This is a genomic window from Microlunatus sp. Gsoil 973 (assembly GCF_009707365.1).
Taxonomy (GTDB): domain Bacteria; phylum Actinomycetota; class Actinomycetes; order Propionibacteriales; family Propionibacteriaceae; genus Microlunatus.
Genome location: NZ_CP046122.1, coordinates 2,739,979 through 2,764,161 on the forward strand (window position 1 = coordinate 2,739,979; position 24,183 = coordinate 2,764,161).

At 68.4% G+C, this 24,183-nt stretch carries 21 protein-coding genes and 1 pseudogene; 11 read left to right on the forward strand and 11 right to left on the reverse strand.

Translation table 11 applies throughout. The annotated features are described in order from the left end of the window. Nucleotides 1–125: 125 nt before the first annotated feature. From GJV80_RS12910 to rsmI, 3 genes are all read right to left on the reverse strand, one after another. Nucleotides 126–755 carry a nitroreductase family protein gene (locus GJV80_RS12910; protein ID WP_154688244.1) on the reverse strand — a complete coding sequence of 210 codons (630 nt, stop codon included), beginning with the start codon at nucleotides 753–755 and terminating at the stop codon, nucleotides 126–128. Nucleotide 756: 1 nt separating this feature from the next. Beyond that, nucleotides 757–1,623: a TatD family hydrolase gene (locus tag GJV80_RS12915; RefSeq protein ID WP_154690240.1), complete on the reverse strand. Its 867-nt coding sequence runs from the start codon at nucleotides 1,621–1,623 to the stop codon at nucleotides 757–759. Nucleotides 1,624–1,695: 72 nt separating this feature from the next. After that, nucleotides 1,696–2,583 carry a 16S rRNA (cytidine(1402)-2'-O)-methyltransferase gene (gene rsmI / locus GJV80_RS12920; RefSeq protein ID WP_230207648.1) on the reverse strand — a complete coding sequence of 296 codons (888 nt, stop codon included), beginning with the start codon at nucleotides 2,581–2,583 and terminating at the stop codon, nucleotides 1,696–1,698. Between the two features lie 181 nt (nucleotides 2,584–2,764). Here rsmI and GJV80_RS12925 point away from each other — a divergent pair, with 181 nt between their 5' ends. Next, nucleotides 2,765–4,342, forward strand: a complete 1,578-nt coding sequence (locus tag GJV80_RS12925; RefSeq protein ID WP_154690242.1) for a dolichyl-phosphate-mannose--protein mannosyltransferase — start codon at nucleotides 2,765–2,767, stop codon at nucleotides 4,340–4,342. Here GJV80_RS12925 and GJV80_RS12930 read toward each other — a convergent pair. Continuing rightward, on the reverse strand, nucleotides 4,326–4,619 hold the full coding sequence (locus tag GJV80_RS12930) for a hypothetical protein (RefSeq protein ID WP_154688245.1): 294 nt from the start codon (nucleotides 4,617–4,619) through the stop codon (nucleotides 4,326–4,328). The two genes, GJV80_RS12925 and GJV80_RS12930, sit on opposite strands and share 17 nt — an antisense overlap. A 146-nt stretch (nucleotides 4,620–4,765) precedes the next feature. On the opposite strand from GJV80_RS12930, the gene GJV80_RS12935 reads away from it, so the two are divergent. Then, nucleotides 4,766–5,449, forward strand: a complete 684-nt coding sequence (locus tag GJV80_RS12935; RefSeq protein WP_154688246.1) for an ABC transporter substrate-binding protein — start codon at nucleotides 4,766–4,768, stop codon at nucleotides 5,447–5,449. A 22-nt stretch (nucleotides 5,450–5,471) separates the two neighbouring features. Here GJV80_RS12935 and GJV80_RS12940 read toward each other — a convergent pair whose 3' ends face one another. From GJV80_RS12940 to GJV80_RS12955, 4 genes are all read right to left on the reverse strand, one after another. Further along, nucleotides 5,472–6,353: a biopolymer transporter Tol gene (locus GJV80_RS12940; protein ID WP_230207649.1), complete on the reverse strand. Its 882-nt coding sequence runs from the start codon at nucleotides 6,351–6,353 to the stop codon at nucleotides 5,472–5,474. Nucleotides 6,354–6,480: 127 nt separating this feature from the next. After that, nucleotides 6,481–9,366 carry a glycoside hydrolase family 2 TIM barrel-domain containing protein gene (locus tag GJV80_RS12945; protein WP_154688248.1) on the reverse strand — a complete coding sequence of 962 codons (2,886 nt, stop codon included), beginning with the start codon at nucleotides 9,364–9,366 and terminating at the stop codon, nucleotides 6,481–6,483. 160 nt (nucleotides 9,367–9,526) lie between these two features. After that, nucleotides 9,527–12,496 (reverse strand): AAA family ATPase, encoded by a 2,970-nt coding sequence (locus tag GJV80_RS12950; protein WP_195908911.1) that lies wholly within the window; start codon nucleotides 12,494–12,496, stop codon nucleotides 9,527–9,529. A 57-nt stretch (nucleotides 12,497–12,553) separates the two neighbouring features. After that, a complete protein-coding gene (locus tag GJV80_RS12955) occupies nucleotides 12,554–12,868 on the reverse strand; it encodes a hypothetical protein (RefSeq protein WP_154688250.1) in 315 nt (104 codons plus the stop codon). A gap of 568 nt (nucleotides 12,869–13,436) precedes the next feature. On the opposite strand from GJV80_RS12955, the gene GJV80_RS12960 reads away from it, so the two are divergent. The 3 genes and pseudogenes from GJV80_RS12960 to GJV80_RS25085 all read left to right on the forward strand — a co-directional run bounded on the left by GJV80_RS12960 (nucleotide 13,437) and on the right by GJV80_RS25085 (nucleotide 16,617). Further along, on the forward strand, nucleotides 13,437–14,309 hold the full coding sequence (locus GJV80_RS12960; protein WP_154688251.1) for a fructosamine kinase family protein: 873 nt from the start codon (nucleotides 13,437–13,439) through the stop codon (nucleotides 14,307–14,309). A gap of 25 nt (nucleotides 14,310–14,334) precedes the next feature. Continuing rightward, nucleotides 14,335–15,324 carry a glycoside hydrolase family 3 N-terminal domain-containing protein gene (locus GJV80_RS24585; protein ID WP_154688252.1) on the forward strand — a complete coding sequence of 330 codons (990 nt, stop codon included), beginning with the start codon at nucleotides 14,335–14,337 and terminating at the stop codon, nucleotides 15,322–15,324. Next, nucleotides 15,215–16,617 (forward strand): annotated as a pseudogene (locus GJV80_RS25085) (glycoside hydrolase family 3 C-terminal domain-containing protein). The gene GJV80_RS24585 and the pseudogene GJV80_RS25085 overlap by 110 nt, the downstream one beginning before the upstream one ends. Nucleotides 16,618–16,658: 41 nt before the next feature. On the opposite strand, the gene GJV80_RS12980 reads toward GJV80_RS25085, so the two are convergent. Then, nucleotides 16,659–17,195 carry a GNAT family N-acetyltransferase gene (locus GJV80_RS12980; RefSeq protein ID WP_230207651.1) on the reverse strand — a complete coding sequence of 179 codons (537 nt, stop codon included), beginning with the start codon at nucleotides 17,193–17,195 and terminating at the stop codon, nucleotides 16,659–16,661. Between the two features lie 52 nt (nucleotides 17,196–17,247). Here GJV80_RS12980 and GJV80_RS12985 point away from each other — a divergent pair, with 52 nt between their 5' ends. The 5 genes from GJV80_RS12985 to GJV80_RS13005 all read left to right on the forward strand — a co-directional run bounded on the left by GJV80_RS12985 (nucleotide 17,248) and on the right by GJV80_RS13005 (nucleotide 21,395). Continuing rightward, nucleotides 17,248–17,856, forward strand: coding sequence for a TetR/AcrR family transcriptional regulator (locus GJV80_RS12985; protein WP_154688256.1), 609 nt, complete (start codon nucleotides 17,248–17,250; stop codon nucleotides 17,854–17,856). Between the two features lie 648 nt (nucleotides 17,857–18,504). Beyond that, nucleotides 18,505–18,810: a zinc-binding dehydrogenase gene (locus GJV80_RS23955; RefSeq protein WP_230207652.1), complete on the forward strand. Its 306-nt coding sequence runs from the start codon at nucleotides 18,505–18,507 to the stop codon at nucleotides 18,808–18,810. Between the two features lie 178 nt (nucleotides 18,811–18,988). Next, nucleotides 18,989–20,176, forward strand: a complete 1,188-nt coding sequence (locus GJV80_RS12995) for an LLM class flavin-dependent oxidoreductase (protein ID WP_154690243.1) — start codon at nucleotides 18,989–18,991, stop codon at nucleotides 20,174–20,176. Nucleotides 20,177–20,178: 2 nt separating this feature from the next. Further along, nucleotides 20,179–20,688, forward strand: a complete 510-nt coding sequence (locus GJV80_RS13000; RefSeq protein WP_154688257.1) for a MarR family winged helix-turn-helix transcriptional regulator — start codon at nucleotides 20,179–20,181, stop codon at nucleotides 20,686–20,688. After that, nucleotides 20,685–21,395, forward strand: coding sequence for a CE1759 family FMN reductase (locus GJV80_RS13005; protein WP_154688258.1), 711 nt, complete (start codon nucleotides 20,685–20,687; stop codon nucleotides 21,393–21,395). The genes GJV80_RS13000 and GJV80_RS13005 overlap by 4 nt, the downstream gene beginning before the upstream one ends. A 34-nt stretch (nucleotides 21,396–21,429) precedes the next feature. Here the strand turns inward: GJV80_RS13005 and GJV80_RS13010 are convergent, their stop codons facing one another. Then, complete coding sequence (locus GJV80_RS13010; protein ID WP_154688259.1) at nucleotides 21,430–22,077, reverse strand: NADPH-dependent F420 reductase; 648 nt, start codon at nucleotides 22,075–22,077, stop codon at nucleotides 21,430–21,432. Nucleotides 22,078–22,160: 83 nt separating this feature from the next. Here GJV80_RS13010 and GJV80_RS13015 point away from each other — a divergent pair, with 83 nt between their 5' ends. Beyond that, nucleotides 22,161–22,958 carry a histidine phosphatase family protein gene (locus GJV80_RS13015; protein WP_154688260.1) on the forward strand — a complete coding sequence of 266 codons (798 nt, stop codon included), beginning with the start codon at nucleotides 22,161–22,163 and terminating at the stop codon, nucleotides 22,956–22,958. 41 nt (nucleotides 22,959–22,999) lie between these two features. Here GJV80_RS13015 and GJV80_RS13020 read toward each other — a convergent pair whose 3' ends face one another. Then, nucleotides 23,000–24,088 (reverse strand): glycoside hydrolase family 172 protein, encoded by a 1,089-nt coding sequence (locus GJV80_RS13020; RefSeq protein WP_154690244.1) that lies wholly within the window; start codon nucleotides 24,086–24,088, stop codon nucleotides 23,000–23,002. Nucleotides 24,089–24,183 lie beyond the last annotated feature (95 nt).

Sequence of the window (24,183 nt, forward strand, 5' to 3'; positions counted from 1 at the left end):
TCCATAACGATTAGGCGTCGGCAACGTCACGGGACTATAACGGCCCGTGATTTTCGAAGCCAGTCCGGAATGGGCGTGCAGGCGAGACCTGCGATATATGTCACATAATTCCGAGGAAATCCTGGTCAATCCTTGGGTGTACGCCAGTTGCCGCGATGGACGAGTGCCTCGCGTGGCTGTCGGCGTCGGCTCCGCGGCGATCCGGACTGGCGCTCCCCGGCGGCCCGGTGGCCTACGCTGACCACGCCGACGACGTACTGCTCCGCGGGGATGCCGAAGGTCTCCCGGACCCGCTCGACGCGATCGGCGGGGACGCCGAAGAAACAGGCACCGATCCGGCCCTGAGGATCGGCGTCGACGGCGGCGTACAGGATCGCCATCCCCGCCATCCCGGCATCGACGAACCAGTACGGCGCCGTCCACGGTTCGACCGACCGCTCCGTCCAACCCTTGTCGGCCAGCGCGTACCGGTCGAGGTAGGCGTCCGCGGAGGCGAGCAGCAGGATCAGACCGGGTGCGGTGCGCATGCCGCGCAACCAACTGTCCGGTTCGCCGTCCCCGCTGGTCACCGTCCAGAACCGGTCCCGATCGGCGTCCCGGTCGAGGATCAGGAACGACACGCCCTGGGTGAAGCCGGCGGTCGGCGCGCGCAAGCCGACGTCGACCAGCCGGTCGAGCAGACCGTCGGGCAGCGGCCGGTCCGGGTCGTAGTCGCGGACCATCCGGCGGCGCCGGACCACCTCGGAGAACTCCATCTCAGGCCCCCTCGGAGAGCGTCCGGGACGGCCAGCTGCCACCGAAGGCCGCGGTGGCGTTCTCGCCGAGCGCCCGGCACACCGTCTCCAGGTCCTGTTGCCGGACGGCGGCGATCAACCGGGCGGTGTGCGGGATCAGATAGGAGGCGTTCGGCCGACCGCGGTACGGCTCCGGCGTCAGGTACGGCGCATCGGTCTCGGTGACGATCCGATCCAGCGGTGCGATCGCCAGCGCCTCCCGTAACGGGCCGGCGTTCTTGAAGGTCACCGCGCCGCCGAAGGACAGGTACGCCCCGCGATCCAGACACGCCCTGGCGAAGTCGGCATCACCGGAGAACGCGTGGAAGATCACCCGCTCCGGAAGGCCCTCGGCGTCCAGCACGTCCAGCACGTCGGCGTGTGCGTCACGGTCATGGATCACCAGGCTCCGCCGATGACGTTCGGCGATCGCGATCTGGGCGGCGAACGCGTCCCGCTGGATCGCCTGACCGCCGGCGTCCCGGGTGCGGTAGTAATCCAGGCCGGTCTCCCCCACACCGCGTACCTGATCGTCAGCCGCCAACCGGTCGATCTCGGTCAGCGCCCGATCCAGTGCGCCACGACCATGATCATGAACCAGCCTGGCCCCGTCGTTGGGGTGGATGGCGACGCTGGCGATGACACTGGGCCAGGTGTGAGCCGCCTCGACGGCCCACTGCGATCCCTCGACGTCACACCCGACCTGGACGATCCGGTCGATCCCGACCCGGGCCGCCAGATCGATGGCGTCGGCCGGTGCCAGCTGGGTCCGGCCGTCGGCCACATCGAGATGGCAGTGGGTGTCGACCACCGCGGCGGGCAGTGGGTCGGGCAGCGGTGGACGTTGCAGATTGCGTCGTTGTCCCTGTTCCGTCGTCTCGGAGCGTCGTTCTCTGGCCCGTGGTTCGGTCACCCGGACAGCTTAGGGAGCGTTCCTGCCGGGCTCCCGCCGCCCGAGGGCCGCCTGGTAGAGGGCGTTCTTGGCCATACCCCGCCGCTCGGCGACCACCGCGACGGCCGGTTTGAGCTTCATCCCGCCGGCCACCAGTTCGGTGATCTCGACCACCGCGGCGTCCTTGTCCCGCTCGTCAGCGGCACCGGCCGGTGCTCCGGCGACGACGATGGTGACCTCACCGCGTACGCCCGCGGCCGCCCAGTCGGCCAGCTCGGCCAGCCCGCCGCGCCGGACCTCCTCATAGGTCTTGGTCAGCTCCCGGCAGACCGCGGCCGGGCGTGCGGCCCCGAACGCCTCGGCAAGATCGGCCAGCATCGCGGCCGTCCGGTGCGGTGCCTCGAAGAAGACCAGCGTCCGCGGTTCGGTCGCCAGTTCGGCAAGTCGGCGGCGCCGTTCGCCGGCCTTGCGCGGCAGGAAGCCCTCGAAACAGAAGCGGTCGACCGGCATCCCCGAGACCGCCAACGCCGTGAGTACCGCCGATGGTCCCGGTACGGCTGTAACCCGGACGCCGGTTTCGACCGCGGCGGCCACCAGCCGGTAGCCGGGATCGGACACCGACGGCATCCCGGCGTCGGTGACCAACAGGACGCGGGAGCCGTTGCGGGCCGCCTCGAGCAGCTGCCCGGTCCGCGCCGCTTCGTTGCCCTCGAAATAGGACAGCACGCGGGCAGAGGTCGACACTCCGAGCCGATCCAGCAGGCGCTGCAGCCGGCGGGTGTCCTCGGCAGCGATCAGGTCGGCAGCGCCGAATTCCTCGACCAGCCGCGGGCTGGCGTCCCGGACGTCGCCGATCGGGGTCGCGGCCAGCACGACTACTCCTGCCGACGGGTCGGGAACAGCTGTCTGGTTGGTCACGTCGACAGGGTCGCACAGCTCGCCGGTTCCGGTTCGTCAGCGCCGGCCGGGATCCGATCCTGAGGGCCGGCCCGCGCTGCCACCTAATATTGCGCGCGTGACGGATCAGGCAACCCGGACGGCGGCACCGACGGCTGCTGCGTTCCCGGCGCCGCACGGGGCTGCGGTGATGCTGCCGCCGATGCCCGATCCGCAGCCGACGACGGTACAGCGACTGCGCTCGGCGCTGCCGGCCGACCGGCTGACCGGGTGGGTCACCACCCTGGTCATCACCGTCATCGCCTTCGTGATCCGGCTGATCAACATCGGCCGACCGCGCTACATCGTCTTCGACGAGACCTACTACGCGAAGGATGCCTGGTCGCTGGTGCACTTCGGCTTCGAACGGAACTGGGCCGACAACGCCAACGCCGTCCTGCGCGCCGGCGGTCTGCCGAGCCCGGAGCACGGCGCCGAGTTCGTCGTGCATCCGCCGATCGGCAAGTTGCTGATCGGCATCGGCGAGCTGATCTTCGGGATGAACTCGTTCGGCTGGCGGGTCGCATCCCTGGTCTTCGGATCGCTGCTGGTGCTGATCACCATCCGGCTGGTCCGCCGGGTCAGCCGGTCGACGCTGATCGGCGCCGTCGCGGGTGTGTTGTTGACCGTCGACGGGCTGGCGTTCGTGATGTCCCGGATCGCCCTGCTGGACATCTTCCTGGCCTTCTTCATCGTCGCCGGTGTGGCCTGTCTTGCGGCGGACCGGGACTGGTTCCGCAACCGGCTGGCCGACCACATCCACCGGTCCGGCAAGCCCGATCTCGACGGTGGCTACGGCCCGCTCCTGCTGGTCCGGCCCTGGCAGTTGCTCGCCGGGCTGATGTTCGGCCTCGGCCTGGGCACCAAGTGGAATGCGGTGTACGTGCTGGCCGCGTTCTGCGTCCTCAGCCTGGCTTGGGACGTCGGTGCCCGCCGGCTCGCCGGCGCCGAGCGGACCGCCGGACTGGCGCTGATCCGGGACGGCCTGGGCAAGTTCGCCTCCGTCGTCGTGCTCGGCGGCATCGTCTACGTCGGCAGCTGGGTGAGTTGGTTCGCCACCTCCGGCGGTTACGACCGGGAGTGGGGCCGGGACAATCCGACCGCCTGGACCACCCGGATCCTCGGCAGCGCGTTCGCCTCCTGGCTGCATGACCAACGTGACATCTACGACTTCCACACCGGCTCGTACATCAACCATCAGACCCACACCTACAACGCCGATCCCGGCGGCTGGCTGGTGATCGCGCGAACCATCGGGATCGACGCCGTCAACGACATCAAGCCCGGCACCCACGGCTGCCCGCCAGGTGGCGAGAAGTGCCTCAGCGTGATCAGCGGCATCGGCACACCATTGCTCTGGTGGGGTGCGGTGATCGCTCTGGTGGTCGCCCTGCTGCTGTGGGTCGGCGGCCGGGACTGGCGCTTCGGGATACCGATCGTCGGCGTGCTCAGCTCCTGGCTGCCGTGGTTCGGATACACCTCGCGGCCCCAGTTCTTCTTCTACGCGATCACCATCATCCCGTTCTCGGTGATGGCCGTCGCACTGTGTCTTGGGCTGTTGATCGGGAAGATCCCCCGCGATCCGGTCAGCCGTCGCGCCCGGATGGCCGGCGGGATCGTGGCGGGCGCCTTCGTCGCCCTGGTCGCGGTGAACTTCGGCTACATCTATCCGATCCTGACCGATCAGGTGCTGCCGTACTCGAAGTGGCTGGCGCGGATGTGGTTCAGAGGCTGGATCTGAACGACAATGCAGGGTCGGCTCCCGATGAGGGGCCGGGAAGGACCAGTGTGTTTTCGCTCGTACGACGCGTGCTGACCGTGCCACGGCACATCCGGACAGCGCTGCTGCTGACCCTGCTGATCGGCGTCCTGCCGGCGGCGGCCGCGTGCAGCGGCGGTGGTACCCAGGTGCCGAGCAGTTCGCCGTCGGCGACCGGGACGCCGCCCTCGGACATCAACCCACAACCCAGGACAACGCTGGCCGACGGCGGCGAACTGCGGATCCCCGTGGACACCATCGGACATCAGTGGAACCCGCTGTACAGCGGCAGCTCGGCAGAGGTCCGCCTGGTGATGAGCTCGATGCTTCCGCAGCTCTTCGACTACGACGCCCAGGGCAACCCGACCCCGAACCCGGACTATCTGGCGGCGGTGAACGCCACGGGTGGCAACCCGCAGGTGGTCACCTACACCCCTGAGCCCGAACGCCACCTGGAACAGCGGCCGGACGATCAGCGCCGAGGACTTCGTCGCCGACTGGCAGGCGTGCAACGGGCAGAACATCAGCTTCAAGTGCAACAACACCGACCGGATGTCGCAGGTGTCGTCGGTGAAGCAGGGCACAAGCCCGGACCAGGTGGTCGTCACCTACAAGGGGTCGTACAGCGACTGGCCGAGGACCTTCGACTTCCTCCTGCCGAAGGAGTCGGTGAGTGATCCGACGACCTTCAATGACGGCTGGACGTCGCTGACCAAGATCAACGACTGGCTGGCCGGCCCGTTCCGGGTCGCCGATGTCAGCCGGGATGCCGGCGTGCTGATCGAGACACCGAATCCCGACTGGTGGGCGGACAAGCCCAAGCTTTCCCAGCTGACCTTCCGGGTGATCGCCGCCGATGACCGGTTCGCCGCGTTGCGCAGCAGCCAGATCGACGCGTACAGCCTGGGCGAGGACACCAGCAAGGTCGACGACCTGGACGCCTTGGGCAATGTCGAGGTCCGGGAGGCCGACGTTCCGCGCGGCAAGCCGGAACGGGTCGCCACCCGCCGGACGCTGGCCAATTACGGAGCGTTCGGGAACCAGAGCATCGGCTGGACCGACGTCGGCTATCTCGAGCCGGCCGGGTGAGCAGCCCGGCCGAGCAGTCCGGTCAGTCCGGGTAGCTGACGTAGGCGAACTGGTCGGAGTCCGGCGCCCAACTGTTGACGTTGATCGTTCCCTGGCCGCCGCGGAATGCGACCACGTCGACCGGCTGCGCCGCTTCGGGGACCGACCCGTCGACCAGCGGAAGGGTCCGCAGGATGACGTCCTTGTCCGCCGGATGCCCCTGCGTGCCGGGCGGATAGCTGAGGTAGAGCAGCACTGCGCCGTCCGGAGAGGGATGGGGGAACCAGTTCACCCGCTCGTCGAAGGTCAGCTGGCGTAGGTCGCTGCCGTCACTCATCCGTACCGGCAGGGTGATCTCGAACAGCTGGGCGTGTCCCGGGCTTTCGGCGGCGAGTTCGGAGTTGATCATCATCCGTCGGCCGTCCGGGGTGTATTCGCAGCCGTCGTTCTGGACCGACAGGTCGGTCAGCTGGGTGTCCGCACCGCCCGCCGCGGGGATGGTGAGGACGTTGCTGGTGCGGGCACCGCCGGGACCGGGCGCAACGCCGATGTAGGCCAGGGTGGTTCCGTCGGGCGACACACCGTGCAGGTAGTGCTGGAAGTCCGATCCATGATCATTGGTGATCCGCCGGGTATCGCCGCCCTCGGCGGGCACCGCGTACAGATGGCCGTCGCCGTTGGAGAAGTAGATGGTCCGACCGTCGGGTGAGATGCAGTGGTCGTTGTTGATCTTGTCCTGCTCACCGGTGTCGATCAACCGTGGTTCGCCACCTGCGGGCGGGAGTCGATAGAGCCGTCCGCCGGAGTTGATCAACAGCCAGCTGCCGTCCGGTGACCAGTTCGGGGCCTCGAAGATCTCCTCGCTGGCGTGGATCACTGTCGACTCCCCGGTCGACAGCCGGTGGATGATCAACTCACTCGTCACGTCGTGCTCCTCCACATCGTCTGGGCCCCGTCCTTGCCACCACCCCGCCCGTTGCCGCACCACTTCCTGCATCCCGCACCCTGTGTACGGGGTGCGGGATGCAGCAGCCGGTGCGGCAAGGGCCGGGTTACTCGAGGATCAGGGTGAAGTTCAGGTCGGCGTCGGTCAACTCCGCCGGATCCAGGGTGTACGCCGGCAGCACGCCCGGCCCGCAGGAGGCCGTCCCGATGCCCTGCTGTCGATGATCGATCGTCAGGTGCACCTTGCCGTCGGGCGCCAGGTCGATGGTGTGCTCGGCGGCGGTGAGGGCCTCCTGGGACCACGGCCGGGCGGCGAAGGAGAACACCTCGCCGCTGATCGTCAGGTCCCGTCCCTCACCGGACAGCGTCAGCCGATGGGCGGTCCGCGATCCGTTCTCCTGCGGCCGTACGTACGGCACCTGTAGGTCATCGACCGAGGCGGTGAAATAGCCCCGCCGCGCCGCCTGGCCGGTGTCCGGATACTTCTGCCCCGGCCCGTTGCCCGCCCAGGCCACCCGGTCGTAGCCACCGTCGAGGACGAAGTCGAGGCCGATCCGAGGCAGGGTCGGCGGCCACTCACCGGAGACCGCGAGGGAGATCGCGGCGGACAGCCGGTCACCGTCACTGCGCCAGGTGATCGTCACGTCGATGAAGCGGTCGTAGGACGGCGCGGCATAACGGGTGGTGATCACCAAACCGTGCCCGTCGTCGTCGGTGACCTCGGCGATCGTGGCCAGCCGCCCGGTGAACAGGTCGAGCCGGTGCCGCTGCCAGGTGGCCGCGGTCCGTCGCTTCACGGTGTGATCCATGCCGTTGTCATTGTCGGTGGGTGCCCGCCAGACGTTCAGCCGTGGCCCGTCCAGCGGCGTCCCGGCGAAGTTGATCATGCGGCCGGTCGCCGGATCGAACAGTGCCGGCCCGAGCTGCAGTCCACCCTCGGTGTGTTGGACCGGTACGTTCTCCGACACCGGCTGGGCCGCGACCGCCGGTGTGCCGGCCTGACCCCAGGCGACCTCGTGTCCTTCGGTGGCCCAGGCGGTGTCCTTGGCAAGCCGGGCGGCGATCGTCAGGACGCCACCGTCCCGCCGCGCCGCTGCGACCTCGTCGGGCAGCACCATGGTCAGCTGATCCCCGGCGGCCACGGCGACCGGTGACAGCACACCGGCGGCGTACCGGCCGGCGGTGTCCTCGGCGGACCAGTCGAAGCGCAGCTGATCAAGCCCGGTGAAGGCGTACTTGTTGGTGATGGTCGCCGTCGACCAGCTGTCGTCGACCTCGATCCGGACCGGCTCGTACACCTTCTTCAGATCGACCAGTCCAGGACGCGGCTCGCGATCGGCGCTGACCAGACCGTCGATGACGAAGTTGCCGTCGTGTACCTGCTCACCGAAGTCGCCGCCGTAGCCGAAGTACTCCCGGCCGTCGTCGGTGTGTCTGCGGATGCCGTGTTCCAGCCATTCCCAGACGAAGCCGCCGGCCAGCCGCGGATACTTCTCGAAGAGGTCGACGTATTCGGTCATCCCACCCGGGCCGTTGCCCATCGCGTGGATGTACTCGCACAGGATGAAGGGCAGTGACCGGCGGTGCGCGTCCGCGGCCGGATCGGTGGTCGGGTCCTCGATGCCCTGGCCGATCTTCTCCACTTCGTCGACCGGTGCGTACATCCGCGAGTAGAGATCGACGTAGCTGGAATCCCAGTCGCCCTCGTAGTGGATCAGTCGTGATCCATCGATGCTGCGGGCCGTGTCGGCCATCGCCTTGAGGTTGTCACCGGTGCCGCACTCGTTGCCCAGCGACCAGCAGAAGATCGACGGATGGTTCTTGTCCCGGTTGACCATCCGGGCCATCCGCTCCACCAGGGCCGGACGCCACTGCGGTTCGGCCACCGGGTTACGCCGCCACTTGTTCATCCCGAAGCCGTGGGTTTCAAGATCACATTCGTCGATCACGTAGAAGCCGAGTTCGTCGGCCAGCTCGAGCAGGTCGGGATGCGGCGGATAGTGCGAGGTCCGGATCGCGTTGATGTTGTGCTGCTTCATCAGCCGCAGCTCGTGCTCGATGACACTGCGCGGCACCACTTTGCCGAGGTCGGGATGGTGCTCGTGCCGGTTGACGCCCTTGAAGATCACCGGCCTGCCGTTGATCAACACCTGGCTGTCGGCCACCGTCACGGTACGGAAGCCGATCTTGAGGTCGATCGTCTCCAATTCGGTGCTGACGGTGGCCGAGTAGAGCTTCGGCTGCTCGGCGGTCCAACCGGTCACCGACGGGATCCGTACGGTTTCGCCGGCCGCCGCGCGGAGGTCGAGTTCCTCGATGGTCACCGTCGCGTCGAGCGGTCCATCGACCTCGACCTGCAGGGTTCCGGCGCCGTCGGCCCAGTCGGCGTGCACGAAGACATCGCTTACGGCGTTGTCCGGCCGGGCCAGAAGGGTGACGTCCCGGAAGATGCCGGGCAGCCACCACATGTCCTGGTCCTCCAGGTAGCTGGTCGCCGACCACTGCGCGACTCGGACGACGAGCACGTTGCCGGTGGCCCGAAGCAGCCGGCTGACGTCGAACTCACTGGGCAGCCGGCTGCCGCGGGTGGTGCCGAGCAGTTCGCCGTTCAGCCACACGTCGGCGGTGTTGTCCACGCCGTCGAACCGCAGGACCGCGCCGGAGAGCAATCCCTCCTCGGCGTCGAAGACCAGTCGGTGGTCACCGATCTGGTTCTCGTCGGGCACGAACGGAGGATCGAGCGGGAACGGATACTGCACGTTGGTGTAGATCGGTGCACCGTGCCCGTGCATCGGCCAACTGGACGGTACCGGGATCGTGCCCCAGTCGCTGTCGTCGTAGTCCTCGGCCTCGATCCGGTCCGGCGCGCCGGCAAGGCTCGGGCTGAGGTGGAAGCGCCAGTCACCGTTCAGCGACTGCTCGCCGAGGCTGGAGCGGAAACGGGCGCGGGGCGGCAGCGTACCGACGCCGGGATCGACTGAGGACAGGTCCATGCTGGCTCCAGGTGTCAAGATCAACTTTCCTGATCATGGTCGATGATCAGGCCGGCGCCGTCGCCGGTGGGGCCGGATGGTCTAGGACCGGATCGGCCACGGCGCCGCGGCTCACGCTAGCGCGCCGGAGCCCGGTGTCCCAACGCAGGGTCGTGAACGTTCACGGACCGACGCTTCGGAAGCGTGCCGCGGCCTCGCCGCGGCTGCCGACATCGAGCTTGGCGAGGATGTTGGAGACGTGCACGCTGGCTGTCTTGGCCGAGATCACCAGCCGGTCGCCGATCTGGCGGTTGGACAACCCGTCGGCCACCAGCGACAGAACCTCGCGTTCGCGGGTGGTCAACGCCGCCAACGGGGAACTGTCGGCGGCCACTCCGCGGTCGTCGGCGGCCGAGGACAGTCCGTCGAGCCAGCGCAGGACCAGCCGCAGGCCGAGTTTCCTGGCCAGCGCGCGGCCCCGGCCGACGCTGCGCCTGCTGTCCTCGGCCAGCCCGGCGGCGGCCTCGAGTTGTGCCTGCCGCAGATGGGCGTAGGCGATCAGGTGCGGTGGCGTCCTCGCTTCGGTCATCGTCTCGATCGCCTGCCGCCAGTCGTCGACCGTGCTGCCCAGCTCTGCTGTGATGAAGGGCAGGTACTGGTCGGCCACCGGCAGGTCCGGCAGGTTCCTGATCTCGTCGACGAGCCACTCGCGCCAGGCGGCCGGCCGCTGCGGATGGCGACCGTACGCGAGGGCGGCCACCCCGATGAAGCTCAGGTCGTAGCCCGGCTCGCGCCAGGGCAGCGATTCGACCGTCGAGCGGACGATGTCCCAGGCGAGGTCCGGTTGGTTCCGGGACAGCGCGAGTTCGGCCCGTACGGCCGAGATGCCGGCGTGGTACTGCGGGCCGTTGATGGCGATCTGGGTGAAGCGCTGCAGATCCTCCAGGATGGCATCGACCGCGTCGGCGTCGTCATCCATCCACAGCGTGATGGTGGCCAGCAGGCGGCGCTGGTGGATCCATTGGTTGCCGGTCGGATCGGTCCGCAGCGCGTCTTCCACCATCGCCCGGGCCCGGCCCCAGTCGCCGAGCGCGATCGCTGCCTCGGCGGCGTTACCGCTGAGCATGACTACGCCGCTGAGCCCGTAGAGTCCGACCTCGGCGGCGAACGCCTGCCCCTCGGCAGCGGTCCGGGCCGCTTCGGCGTAGTGGCCGAGCAGTGTCAGCGTGTCGGACAGATTGATGTAGTAGCGGACGCGTTGCCGGTCGGTGACCGCGATCCGCCCAGCCGTCCTGAGCTCGGACAGCCCTTCCTCGACGTCGATCCCGAGCGTCGCCAGCGCACATCCGAGGGTGTTCCGGGCGCTGGATTCGATGTCCTTGTCGCCGATCGCCTGGGCTGCGGCGATGGCGCTTCGGGCGGCGTTGATCGCTCCGGGCTTGTCCAGCAGCAGCCGGATCATCGCGTGGTAGTCGAGCAGCCGTGCGCGGAACCGGGTCGGCTCGTCGGAGCGGACCAGGCTGACCGCCTCTTCGACCAGTTCGAGCACTCCGGGCTGGACCAGGTTGAGCATCATCCGCGCCTTGCGGGCCAGCCGCAGCGCGGTGGCCTCGGGTGTGGCGCCGGGACCGGCGATCCGCAACGCCTCGTTGAGCATCGCGACGGCCCGTTCGCCCTGGCCGGCGGCGCCGGCGACGTCCGCCGCCTCGTCGAGGAACTCCGGTAGTGGCCCGGCCTCCGACTCCGGATCCCTCACCACCTCCCACAGTTCAAGTGCCCGTTCGTAGTGGCGGAGTGCCTCGGCATAGCCGTAGTGCTGCAGCCGGGCGGCCTTCACCGACCAGCGGAAGGCGGCCTGGTTGTTCCGGGCGGCGTACCAGTGGTGGGCCAGCTGCACGGCCCGCACCGAGGCGGGCGCCAGGCCGGGGTCGGCTTCCAATGCGGTGGCGTACGCCCGATGCATGCGGGTCAGTTCACCGGGCAGCAGGTCGTCGTGCAGCACCTCGCGCATCAGCGCGTGCCGGAAGGCGTATCCGGACTTGTCGGGCACCAGGAGATTGGCCTCGGTCGCCTGCCGGAGGATCTGCTCGAGTCGGTCCTCGGGTTCGGCCCAGACGGCGGCGATCAGGTTGTGTTCGACGCGGATGCCGCCGACCGCCATCAGTCGCAACAACCGCTGACACTCGTCGCCCACGCGGGAGATCCGCAGCAGCAGGGTGTCCCGCAACGTCTCCGGTACGTCACCGCCGGCGCCGCTGGCCCGGATCAGTTCGATCACGAAGAAGGGGATGCCGCTGGCCATCGCCAGCCGTTTGATCAATCCCGGCTGTTGATCATCGGGATGGCAGGTGAGACTGATCAGCTGTTCGACGGCGGCATCATCGAGCGGGCCGATCTCCAGCCGGTGCACCGACGGCACTCTGCCGATCTCGGCGAGGAACGGCCGCAACGGGTGCCGTCGGGTCAGTTCGTCGGTGCGGTAGCTGATCATGATCAGCACGGGTACGTCGGTGATCGAGCGGATCAGGAATTCGATCAGATGTCGGCTGGAGTCGTCGGCCCAGTGCAGGTCCTCGACGACGATGATCAACGGCGCGCGTCGGGCTGCCTCGGTGAACAGCCGGGAGATGGTCTCGAAGAGCCGCAGGCGGTTCTCCGGCCGGGTTCCGTCGACCGGTTCGGCGGGTGCCCCGAACTCGGGAATCAGCCAGCGCAGCTCGGCCGCACCGGCGCCGGCCAGTTCCAGCAGCTCGTTCTCGCCGAGCTGGCCGGCCAGATCGTGCAACAGTCCGACGACCGGCGCGTACGGAAGTCCTTCGCCGCCCAGCGGGACGCACTCACCGCGCAGAACCAGGACCGACGGATCGGCCTGTCGGGTCGAGGTGACGAAGGCGTTGGTCAGGCTGGTCTTGCCGACCCCTGCCTCACCGCCGATCAGGGCGGTGCCGGCCTGACCGGCGAATGCCGCATCGCGCAGCACACCCAGTCGGGCGAGTTCTGAGTCACGACCGACGATCACCGCCGCACCCACCGCCTCGGACGCACGAGGCGCGGATGCGGCGGGATCGCCGTCGCTGCCGGGGATGGGGGACCCGGCCGATGACACGGCGACGTACCCAAGGCGTGCAGTGGGTCGGGAACCACTACTCATGGTCGTCATCGTGTCAGTGTCTGGTTGCCACAGAGTCAGATCGGAAAGGGGCCGAGGTCAGTGGGTGGCGGCCGGTGTCGGCTCTTCCACTGTCTCGTCGTTCTGGTCTGCCGCAACCTGGTTCTGCGTGGTCTGGCTGACAGTCGCCTGCGGTGCCGGGTCTTCTGGTGCGAACAGCGCGCGCAGCGCGTGCCACCAACCCTGCCGTCCGTCGACGGCCGCCTGGAGCTGGCGGGCCTCCCGGCGGGCTGCCTTCTGCTCCTTGGCCGCCCGGCGGGCGATCTTGACCAGCCGGCCGTGTTCAGCTTCGGCCTGCAGGTCGTCTGCGTGCTGTTTGGCCACTGTCTCGTAGTAGTAGTCGTTGAGGTTCATCTTCGTGCCTCCCTGTGGCGTCGAACCCTGCTGGGCTCATGACTCAATCCTGGTTCTGAGGCGGGTGCCGACACATCGGGCAACTGCCGTATCTTCGGCTTCGCTCCGGGTGGAGAACCGTCCTGAGGCAGCTCTGAGGTACCACCTAAGGTGCCTTAGAGCCCCTGCTTGCACGGTTAGCCTGCCGTCTTTCGGCTGAGGTCCGCCGTGCCGCTCCGGCGTCGGACCAAGGCACGGGCCAGGGACCTCAGGGGTGCTTCCCACGCCGACCGTGCAGTGCTCGCCGGGCCGGGTCGGACTGCGCCCGCGATCGACCGGCCGCACTCGGGTCGGACCTGCTGCTCGGCGGCTCGCACCCTGGTTGTGGCGATGTAGCCGAAGTCGTTCATGATCGCTTCCTCTCGGATCGCTTCCGTTGTTCGCTGCCGGTGATTCCAGGCTCGTTCTGAGGTGACCGCCCACACATCGGGTGAAATGCGCATCTTGAGCGCAGGAGGTTGACATCGTGACCGTCTGAGGTGCCCGGCTGCGCCCCTGAGTCTGCGCACCAGTGGCATAAGGTGCCGGGATGGACGGCTCGGAACCGACGTGGCCGGAACATCGGCTGCAGTCGTTGCTCGGCGTGGGCATCCGGCGGCTCGAACCGCTGGCCGGCGGGAGCTTCGGGATCCCGTACGCGGCCGAACTCGACGACGGCCGCACGGTCTTCGTCAAGGCCGACCGGAACGGCTCCTTCGATCACGAGGCCTGGGGTCTGCGCTGGCTCGCCGAGGTCGACGGCGGGGTCCGTACGCCCACGGTGCTGGCCGTCGGCCCCGGTCTGCTGGTCCTGGACCGGGTCGAGTCGGTCACCCCTTCCGAGCGCGCCGCGGCCGAGTTCGGACGCCGTCTGGCGATCACCCACCGGGCCGCTGCACCGCGCTTCGGTCGCGATGTCGACAGCGTGATCGCCTCCGAATCACTGCCCGGCGGGTCGACTGCAGCCACCTGGGTCGACTTCTACCGGGAGGCAAGACTCCGGCCGTTCCTGACCAGGGCCGTGGCCCGCGGCAGCATCGGTGATCAGGATCGTCGCGCGGTCGAACAGGTGATCGACGATCTGCACCGGCTCGCCGGCCCGGAGGAACAGCCTGGGCGGCTGCACGGAGACCTGTGGTCAGGCAACGTGCTGTGGAATGATCATGATGCGACGGTGATCGATCCCGCGGCCCACGGTGGACATCGGGAGACCGACCTGGCCATGCTGGCGCTCTTCGGGCTGCCCAGGCTGTCAACGGTGCTGTCGGCCTACCAGGCGGAGTTTCCGCTGGCGGAGGGTTGGCAGCGTCGTGTCGCGTTGCACCAACTCTTCCCGCTGTTGGTCCACGCCGTGATCTTCGGCGGCGGCTACGGCGCCCAAGCCGGCCGGGCAGCCCGGATGGCCCTGGCAGCCGTACGCTGACGGCCGGCGGTTAGGTTGATCATCCGTGACCACCCCGCCTGCGCTCCGGCCATACCAGGACCCGACCCTGTCGATACCGGAGCGGGTGGCCGATCTGCTGTCACAACTGACCTTGACCGAGAAGATCGGCCAACTCAACCAGCGACCGCTGGGCTGGCACCTGTGGGAGCGGCGGGGCTCGCGACTGTCGCTCACCGCGACCCTGGGTCGTGAACTGGACAGGTTCGGCGGCCTGGGCGCGATCTACGGTTTGCTGCGCGCCGACGCCTGGTCCGGCCGCGACCTGGTGACTGGCGCCGGTCCTGCCGAGTCGGCCGAGCTGGCCGCGATGGTGCAGGAACGCGTACGGGCCGCTTCGCCACACGGCATTCCGGCGCTGTTGGTGGAGGAGGCACCGCACGGACATCAGGCGGTCGGCAGCAGTCTGCTGCCGACCAATCTCACCGCGGCCGCGAGTTGGCGTCCGGAACTGGTCGCCGAGGCCTTCGCACACACCGGCCGGGAACTCAGGGCGCGCGGTGCGCACGTCGCGCTGGTCTCCGGTCTTGACCTGTTGCGTGATCCGCGGTGGGGGCGGGCCGAGGAGTGTTTCGGCGAGGATCCGTTGCTGGCGGCGGCATTCACCGCCGCCGAGGTTCGCGGCCTGCGGCGGGAATCCGGGATCGGGGTGGTCCTCAAGCATTTCGCCGGCCAGGGTGCGGCGGTGGGCGGCCGGAACGGAGCTGGTGCACCGATCGGCCCGCGGGAACTCGCCGAGGTGCATCTGGTGGCAGCCCGGGCGGGGATCGATGCCGGTGCGATCGGAGTGATGGCGGCCTACAACGAGATCGACGGCATTCCGTGCGTTGCCAACCAGGGAACTGCTGACCGGTCTGCTACGCGACCGGTGGGGATTCACCGGCATCGTGATGGCCGATCTCGGCGCGATCGATCAACTCGGTCGGACGACCGGGTCGGTGATGGAGACGGCGGCCGTCGCGCTGCGTGCCGGTGTCGATCTGAGTCTCTGCGATGACGCGTACCTGCAGATCGCGGAGGCGGTCGGCGCCGGACTGGTCGACGAGGCTCTGGTCGATCGGGCCTGCGCCCGGGTGCTCGGCGTCAAGATCGGTCTGGGACTGCTGGACCCGCCAGCTCCGACGCCGGCGTTCCCGCCGCCGCGATCCGGTGATGATCTCGTGGCCGCTTCGTCGGTGCTGTTGACCAACAGGGACGGGATCCTGCCGGCGGCCGATCCCGGTCGGGTGGCGGTCATCGGGCCGAATGCCGATGATCTTGCTGCCCTGTTGGGCGACTACGTGCCGCCGCTGCCCGATGGAACGGGCACCACGGTGCTCGAAGGATTTCGCGATCGTCTCGGTCCGGATGCGGTTGATCATGAACCGGGAAGCCGGCTGACCGAGCCGATCCCGGGCGGGGTGGACCGGGCCATTGCGGCCGCGCGGGCTGCGCAGCTGGTGATCATGGTCCTGGGCGGCAGCAGTGTCCGGCACTTCGCCGATGCCTTCGCCGACAACGGAGCCGTCGAGCTCTCCGGTGGACCGGTGACCGCGACCAGCGGCGAGGGGGTCGATGTCGCAGAGGTGGCACTGCCGGATGCGCAACGGGAGTTGGTCGAGTCGGTCGCCGCGACCGGAAGACCGATCGTCGCGGTGATCATCTCCGGCCGGCCACTGGGGCTCGGCCCCGTCCTCGATCACTGTCGGGCCGTGCTGTGGGCGGCTACCCGGGACCCGACGGCGGCCGGCTGATCGCCGAATTGATCATGGGCGATCGGGAACCGATCGGCCGACTGCCGGTGTCGCTACCCCGATCGAGCGCAAGCCTGCCGGTGGCGTACGACGAACGGATGGGCGCAGCACGCCGGTACTCCGACAGCGAATCCGACGCACTCCTGGGCTTCGGTGCCGGGCTCGGTTACGCCCGGTGGGAGTTGGGCGAGCCGGCGGCGGTCGGTGACGGGCTGTCCGACGTGGTCGTGTCGGCGGTGCTGCGCAACACCTCCGAACGCGCCGGCCGGCAGATCGTCGGTCTGTACGGTCGGGCCCGGGTCCCCGGGCTGCTCCCCCGGCAGGCCGTGCTGCTCGGCTTCACCGCGGTCGAGGTCGCGGCGGGCGGCGAGCAGACTGTCAGCATCGGCATCAACCCGTACGCGATCGGCAGGCTCGGCCTCGACGCCCCACCGTCGGCCACCGGCCTCCCCGCCTCGCTCGAACTCTGGCTCTCCCACGACTCCCCCCTCCCGCCGAGGGGTCAGATAATCACTCATATTGTCGGCGTGTCGCCCGGACCGGGATTGCCCGGCTGACGACACGCCGTTCAAATCAAGGAATCTGTGACCCCTCGCCGTCAGGAGGCGAGGGGCAGCGACCAGGACTCGCCGACCAGATCCTGGCCGAAGCTGTGGTGCGGGTCCTCTTCGGTGAGTACGAACCCGCGGGACCTGTAGATCCGGCGCGCCGCACCGAGGACGCTGTTGGTCCATAGATTGAGTCGGCGGTAGCCGGCCTGCCGGGCGAAGTCCACGCAGGTGTCGACCAGCCGGGTGCCGACGCCGTGACCGCGGGCGTCCGGATCGACCAACAGGATCCGCAGCCTGGCGGCCGTCCCCTGCGGCTCGTCATGATCGGCAACACACAGCACGCAGCCGACCCGGCTGCCGTCGAGTTCGGCGATCCAGCCGGCCTCGCGACTCGGATCCGCTGATGCTGCGAAGTCGGCGACGATCCGTGCGACGAGGGCCTCGAATCTCGTGTCCCAGCCGAACTCTAAGTCATAGAGCTCGCCGTGGGCCATGATCATCCAGCCCAGGTCTCCGGGTGTCCCAATCGGGCGGATGCTGACCCGGTCGATCCCGTCATCGGTGATGTCGGCTGGTTGCTCCACCGGTCTCCCCATCTGACTGAAACGAGTGTGTCAGTGATGTCATGCTAGGACGGTGACCACCGATGACTCAACCCCGTCGGACCGTCGGACCGAGTTGCTCGAGGCCTCTTACGGCTACGTCCTCGAGCACGGCCTGGCTGATCTTTCCCTGCGCCCGCTCGCGTCGGCGGTCGGTTCCAGCCCGCGGGTGCTGCTGTTCCTCTTCGGCAGCAAGGACGATCTGGTCCGGGAGATCCTCGACCGGGCTCGCCGCGACGAGCTCGCCTTCCTGCGAACGCTTCGCGATGATCATCGGCAGCCGAACCTTGCGGAGCTTGGCGGACGCGTCTGGGATTGGCTTGCCGACGAGGGACACCGCGGCCTGCTGACGCTGTGGGTCGAAGTGTTCGGTCGTTCGCTCACCGATCCGGACGGTCCGTGGACCGGTTTCGCCTCGGCCACGGTCCGCGACTGGCTGACGCTGTTCGCCCGCGGGCAGTCGCCCCGTGAACGGCGAACGGTGGCCGGGGCGGCCCGGCGGACGATGGTCCTGTCACTGCTGCGGGGCGCCATGCTCGACCTGCTGGCCACCGGCGACCGGAGGCGTACCACGGCGGCCGTCCGCGCCGGGTTGGACGGTCTGCGAACCGACCCTCCCGCATCGGGCCGATCGGCCGGGTAGAAGGTTGTGACATGACGACGGCGATCGGAGTGACCGAATACGGCGGACCTGAACAACTGCGCACGCTCGACCTGCCGGTCGAGGAGTTGCGACCGGGTACGGTCCGGATCACCGTGACCGCGGCGGCGGTGAACCCGACGGACACCGGTGTCCGCGCCGGCCTGCGGTCGACAACGGGCCATCCGCAGGACACCGCGGACGTTCCCGGGATGGACGTTGCCGGGCTGTTGACCGAGATCGCCGACGATGTGCGTACCGACCTCGAGGTCGGTGATCGCGTGATGGCGATCGTCGTTCCGTCGGGCCAACACGGCGGCTATCGCCGGGACCTGGTGCTGCCGGCAGCGTCTGTCGTGCGGGTGCCGCGCGGCGCGAGCGATGTCGAGGCAGCCACCCTGCCGATGAACGGACTCACGGCACGCGTGGCACTGGACCAGCTGGCACTGCACCGCGGACAGACGTTGGCCGTCACCGGCGCCGCAGGAGCATTCGGCGGGTACGCGATCCAGCTGGCCAAGGCCGATGGCCTGGTGGTCGTTGCCGACGCCAAGGATTCCGACCTCGACCTGGTGCGCGGCCTTGGTGCCGATGTGATCCTGCCGCGGGGCGCCGAGTTCGCCACCCGGGTGCGGACCGAATACCCGGCCTGTGGACGGCCTCGCCGACGGCGCCCTGCTGGGCGCCGACGCGCTCACCGCGGTCAGGGACAACGGCGCAATGGCGACGGTACGCGGCTACCAGGGCGACGGCCGGCGCGGCGTCCGGGTCACGCCGGTGCTTGTTCGCCAGCACGCCCAGGACACGGCAGCCCTGGATCGCCTGCGGCAGCAGGCCGAGGAGGGCGTACTGACGCTGCGGGTCGCGGACACCTATCCCGCCGAACAGGCCGCCGAGGCGCATCGCCGCTTCGAGGCCGGTGGCGTACGCGGCCGGCTGGTCCTGCTGTTCGACTGATTTCTTGATGAGACGCTCGGTGGACCCTCGTGGGACCGCCCCGGCTCGACGACACGCCGCCCGCATGAGGGATTTTGTGACCCCTCGCGGAATAACTGGGGCGGCTCGTCGTTAGGTACATGCAAATGCATGGAATATCCTGGACCGGTCGAGTCCGGGCAGAGCATGGGAGACGATGATGCAATTCGGGCTGTTGTCGGTCAGCGACATCACCCGGGACCCGGTCTCGGGCGAGACGCCGAGCGAGGCGGAGCGGATCGACGCGGTGATCAGGATCGCGCAGAAGACCGAAGAGGTCGGGATGGACGTGTTCGCGATCGGTGAGCACCACAATCCGCCGTTCTTCTCGTCCTCACCGACCACCCTGCTGGCGGCGATCGCGGCGACCACCAAACGGCTGATCCTGAGCACCGCGACGACCTTGATCACCACCAACGATCCGGTCCGCGTCGCCGAGGAGTACGCGATGCTCCAGCACGTCGCCAAGGGCCGGATGGATCTGATGCTCGGCCGCGGCAACACCGCGCCGGTCTACCCGTGGTTCGGACAGGACATCAGGCAAGGACTGCCGCTGGCACTGGAGAACTACAACCTGCTGCACCGGCTGTGGCGGGAGGACGTCGTCGACTGGGAAGGCAACTACCGGACCGCGCTGCAGGGTTTCACCTCAACGCCCCGGCCGCTGGATGATGTGCCGCCGTTCGTCTGGCACGGATCGATCCGGACCCCGGAGATCGCCGAGCAGGCCGCCTTCTACGGCAACGGCTTCTTCGCCAACCACATCTTCTGGCCTACCTCGCACTCACTGCGATTGATCAACTTCTACCGCCAGCGCTTCGAGCACTACGGCCACGGGACGAAGAAGCAGGCCATCGTCGGGCTCGGCGGTCAGGCCTACATCGCCAAGAAGTCCCAGGACGCCTATCAGGAGTTCCGGCCGTACTTCGACGAGGCTCCGGTGTACGGCCACGGCCCGTCCCTGGAGGACTTCAGCCAGATGACACCGCTGAGCGTGGGCAGCCCGCAGGAAGTGATCGAGAAGACGTTGACCTTCCACGACACCTTCGGCGATTACCAGCGCCAGTTGTTCCTGATGGATCATGCCGGGCTGCCGCTGAAGACCGTGCTCGACCAGCTCGACCTGCTGGGCGGGGAGGTCATTCCTGTGGTTCGCAAGGAACTGGAGTCGCGCAAGGATCCCGAATCGGCCGACGCCCCGACCCACGAAAGCCTGGTCAGCGCCAAGTACGGCGATCAGCCGGCCAGGCAGCCGCGCCCGAACGCCAACCGTGGTGACAACGTCACCGGCGCCTCCCCCTACCTGGACAGTGAAGACATCGACGTCACCTACCCGTCGCTGATCTGATCATGCGAGGCACAAGCCGATTGGCCAACGATGCCTGGGAAGCGCTCCTCACCGCTCACGCGGTGTTGATCAAGGAGCTCGAAGCACAGGACGTCTGGCACGAGGTGAGCATCCGGGAGTACGACGTGCTCTACACGCTGGCCAAGTGCGGTGAACCGATCCGACCGAGTGAGCTGCACCGGGATGTCCTGCTCAGCCAGCCGGCCCTGTCCAGAATGGTGGACCGGCTGGTCGAGCGGGGCCTGGTGCAGCGCACCAAGGACCCCGATGATCGACGGAGCGTCCGGTTGTCACTCACCGAACGGGGTGCCGTCTGCCAGCGGGCCATCGGCGGCCGTCATGCTGTCGGCGTCGCCCGAACGGTCGGCGCGACACTCGACGACGACGAACTGCTGCAGCTGGAATCGATCTGCCGCAAACTGGCCGGACGGGCCGGATCCGGTGCCACCGTAACACCCATGATCAAGAACAATCGTCACCTCAGCATCACGAACGAGGAAGCCGCCCGATGACCAACAGCAGCGAACACCCGCCGATCGGCCGGACCTACAACCTGGCCGTGGTCAGCGGCGGCACCAGTGACCCGTCGTCGACCCGGTTGCTGGCCGATCGCACCGCGGACCGGGTGGCGGGCATCGCCAGGGAACGGGGCAACCGGGTGGTGATCACCGTGATCAGCCTGCGCGAACTGGCATCGGAGATCGGAACGGCGATCACCTCGCAACTGCTCGGCCCGAAGATGACAAAGGCCGTCGAGGCACTGGGGCGCGCCGACGGGTTGATCGTCAGTGCGCCGGTCTACAAGGCCGGCCCGAGCGGGCTGTTCACGTCGTTCTTCCACGTCCTGGACAACGATCTGCTGATCGCCAAGCCGGTGATCCTGGCGGCGACGGCGGGTACGGCCCGGCACGCGCTGGTCGTCGACGATCAGATGCGCTCATTGTTCGCCTACCTGCGCACGCTGGCCGTACCGACGTCGCTGTTCGCCGCAAGTGAGGACTGGAGCGGCAGCGATCTCAGCAAGCGCATCGACCGGGCCGCGACCGAACTCGTCCTGCTGATGGAGGCCGAGTTCGCCCGCAAGATCAAAGAGGCGACCTGGCGCAGCTACCAGCACGAGTACGGCAGTGCCGGCGGCACCGAGACCGGGATCGATCTTGACACCGACCTCATGCGGTTGGCCACCGGCGGCGCACGGCCCGGCCCAGACGACAACTGACCCCGCCGCAGGTCGCTGCGAGCGGGTCCGTGAGTCACATGTCCCGGTAGCGCTTCGCCGCCTCCACGGACTGCCGCAGACCTGCCGAATCCAGCCGGCCGACGTATCCGGGGGTGTCGCGCTGGATGCGCCAGCCCTCGGCGAGTTCGCCGATGTCGAGGACGTCGAACCCGATCGTGTCGATGAACGCTGCGACCTCGTCCTTGGCGGCTTGATCATCACCGGCGACGATCAGCGCCCGTCGACCGGACGTACCGGGATCCGTTGCCGTGCTGAGGATCTCCGGCGCCATGATGTGATTGAACGCCTTCACCACCTTGGCACCCGGGAGTTGGCGCTGCAGCAGTTCGCTGGTCGTTGTTGACTCGTCGTCGAGTTCGGCGATCTGCCCGTCGCGCTGCGGGTAGTAGTTGTTGGCGTCGATGACGATCTTGCCGTCGAACGGTTCGGGCGGCAGCGCGCCGATCGCCTTCAGCGGGATCGCGACGAGCACCAGGTCACCCGCCCGGGCCGCCTCCTCGACGGTGCCGGCGGCCGCCTTCGGCCCGAGTTCTCCGACCAGGTCCTGCAACGACTGCGGGCCGCGGGAATTCGCGATCACGACGTCGTAATCATGCGCGATCGCGGCCCGAGCCACAGTGCTGCCGATGTTTCCTGAGCCGATGATTCCAATGGTTGTCATGTTCGGCCGAACCCGGCGTCCGGATCGGCTATTCCGGGCAACCGTTAAGGTGCTGCCCAGGTGCCGACACCCGGGAGGTCGCGATGGCGATGCCGGTCGATCTCGTGCTGGTCCGCCACGGCGAGTCCGAGGGCAACTTCGTCCGCGACCAGGCCCGGCACGGCGACGACTCCGGCTACACCGATCTCTTCGCCACAACGCCTGGCCGGCGGTGGCGGCTGACGCCGGTCGGACGGGACCAGGCACGCCTGGTCGGTGACTGGCTGCGCGCGGAGTTCGCCGACGGGTTCGACCGGCACTACGTCTCGCCGTTCGCCCGCGCCAAGCAGACCGCCGGCCTGCTGGCGTTGCCGAATGACCCACGCTGGTACGTCAACCGGACCATCCGGGAACGGGACTGGGGCGACATCGGCTCCATCCCGCGGCAGGAGTTCGAGTCCCGCCCGGAGTATCAGCTCAACGCCAAGCAGCAACGCAGCGACCCGCTCTATTGGGTGCCACCGGGCGGCGAGTCGATCGCCCACGTCGCGGAGAACCGGGTGCGCAACTTCCTGGAGACCCTGGATCGGGAACTCGGTGACCGCCGGGTGGTCGCCGTCACCCACGGCGAATTCATCATGGCCGTCCGGCTGCTGCTGGAGCGCTGGGACGACGAGGAGTACGGCGCGATCATGGCCGATCCCGGACAGCGGCTGCACACCTGCGAGGTGCTGCACTACAGCAGGCGTGATCCTCGTGACGGACGGGTGGAGGGCCGGTTGGCATGGCTACGCCGGGCCCACCCCGACCTGTCCGGCGGTGTTCCGGCCGTGGCCGCATCGCCGTGGGCCCGGTTCGACTACCGGTTGCCGGGCAATGACGAGTTACTCGACCAGAGTTGATCCTGCCCGCGCCTCGGCAGCATGACCGCTGCTCAGGGCGGTCACCGCGGTTGTCGGTCGGCTGCGTCCGGCAGGACGGGAACGGATGCCGCCGGACGCGCCTGGTACCAGTAGGCGGTGCTGGCGATGTCGTCCTGGCGTTCGAAGAGCCCGTGGTCCCAGGCACCGATCTGCTGCACGGTGACCCGCAGACGGTTGTCGAAGTACACGGGATCTGGCAGGTGCCAACGATAGAGGCCGTGGCTGGGTGGCATACCGGTGACGAACGGCGAGGCACCCGTCCGGTCGTCGGTGGCGTAGTGCGGATAGCCGATGTACGGCGCGGAGAAGTTGATCACCTGCGGTACTGGTGCTGTGCCCAGATGATCTTGGAACGCCCAGGCGCCGCCGGCGTAGTCCTCCAGTCCGGTGCTGCACAGCGTCGGATGGTCGGTGTCCTCGTCGACGTAGAACTTCACCTCGCCCTCACCCCACCAGTAGCGCTGCAGCGCGGTCAGCGCGATGTAGCTACCGACGTAGGATCCGGGCCCGGTCACATCATCGAGGATCACATGATCGGCACCGAGTTCGGTACTGGCGTTGGACCGGCGCCACTGGGCGTGGAAGTAGCCGGTGTCCTCCCCGAGCCGGTCGCCGACGGTGTAGTCGATCTGGAAGTAGACCGATCCGATGTCGTCGGGATGCTCACTGGTCAGGGTCAACCGGGCACCGGACCGGAACGGCATCGGGAAGTAGCAGTTCATGCCGCCGGTCGGCGCGACGACGATCGGCGCGGAGGTGATCAGGCAGCGGCCGAAGCCGTTGCAGAAGAAGTCACCGAGCGGCGCCTCGATCGACGGCACGTCCGAATCGTCCCAATACGCCCTGAGCACGAGATCGCGGAGCACGAAAGGGCCGCCGGGCGTTCGGTCCGGCACCGTGATCCAGATGTGCCGGATGACGCCGGGTCCGTCGATGGCGGCCAGGGTCAGGGTTTGGCCCGACGGCAGCGGCCGGAACGCCGACCCCTTGCGCCCGGGACCGAGCGGTGAGGCCGCGCGCGCCGCCTGTCCCGGGGCGCCGGTGGGATTCTCGGCGTTGATCGAGCGGCTGCGTACGCCGGGGTTGAGTCTGCTCCAGGAATCGAACATGGTCACGCCCTTGTTGTCGGATACCCGGCCGGATCCGGCACGGCCGGGTGCAGGGCAACCTATCCGATCCGACCCGCACCGCTGCGTCCGACCGG

Excerpts from the sequence above, each read along its gene's own strand:
- GJV80_RS13010 (WP_154688259.1), bottom strand. The coding sequence starts at position 22,077 with ATGACAACCATTGGAATCATCGGCTCAGGAAACATCGGCAGCACTGTG.
- GJV80_RS12910 (WP_154688244.1), bottom strand. The coding sequence starts at position 755 with ATGGAGTTCTCCGAGGTGGTCCGGCGCCGCCGGATGGTCCGCGACTAC.
- GJV80_RS12960 (WP_154688251.1), top strand. The coding sequence starts at position 13,437 with ATGGACGGCTCGGAACCGACGTGGCCGGAACATCGGCTGCAGTCGTTG.
- GJV80_RS12945 (WP_154688248.1), bottom strand. The coding sequence starts at position 9,366 with ATGGACCTGTCCTCAGTCGATCCCGGCGTCGGTACGCTGCCGCCCCGC.
- GJV80_RS13015 (WP_154688260.1), top strand. The coding sequence starts at position 22,161 with ATGGCGATGCCGGTCGATCTCGTGCTGGTCCGCCACGGCGAGTCCGAG.
- GJV80_RS12995 (WP_154690243.1), top strand. The coding sequence starts at position 18,989 with ATGCAATTCGGGCTGTTGTCGGTCAGCGACATCACCCGGGACCCGGTC.
- GJV80_RS12955 (WP_154688250.1), bottom strand. The coding sequence starts at position 12,868 with ATGAACCTCAACGACTACTACTACGAGACAGTGGCCAAACAGCACGCA.
- GJV80_RS12930 (WP_154688245.1), bottom strand. The coding sequence starts at position 4,619 with ATGGTGTCCACGGGGATCCGCAGTTCGCCGCCGTCGGCCAGCGTTGTC.
- GJV80_RS13020 (WP_154690244.1), bottom strand. The coding sequence starts at position 24,088 with ATGTTCGATTCCTGGAGCAGACTCAACCCCGGCGTACGCAGCCGCTCG.
- GJV80_RS12950 (WP_195908911.1), bottom strand. The coding sequence starts at position 12,496 with ATGAGTAGTGGTTCCCGACCCACTGCACGCCTTGGGTACGTCGCCGTG.
- GJV80_RS13000 (WP_154688257.1), top strand. The coding sequence starts at position 20,179 with ATGCGAGGCACAAGCCGATTGGCCAACGATGCCTGGGAAGCGCTCCTC.
- GJV80_RS12925 (WP_154690242.1), top strand. The coding sequence starts at position 2,765 with ATGCCCGATCCGCAGCCGACGACGGTACAGCGACTGCGCTCGGCGCTG.
- GJV80_RS13005 (WP_154688258.1), top strand. The coding sequence starts at position 20,685 with ATGACCAACAGCAGCGAACACCCGCCGATCGGCCGGACCTACAACCTG.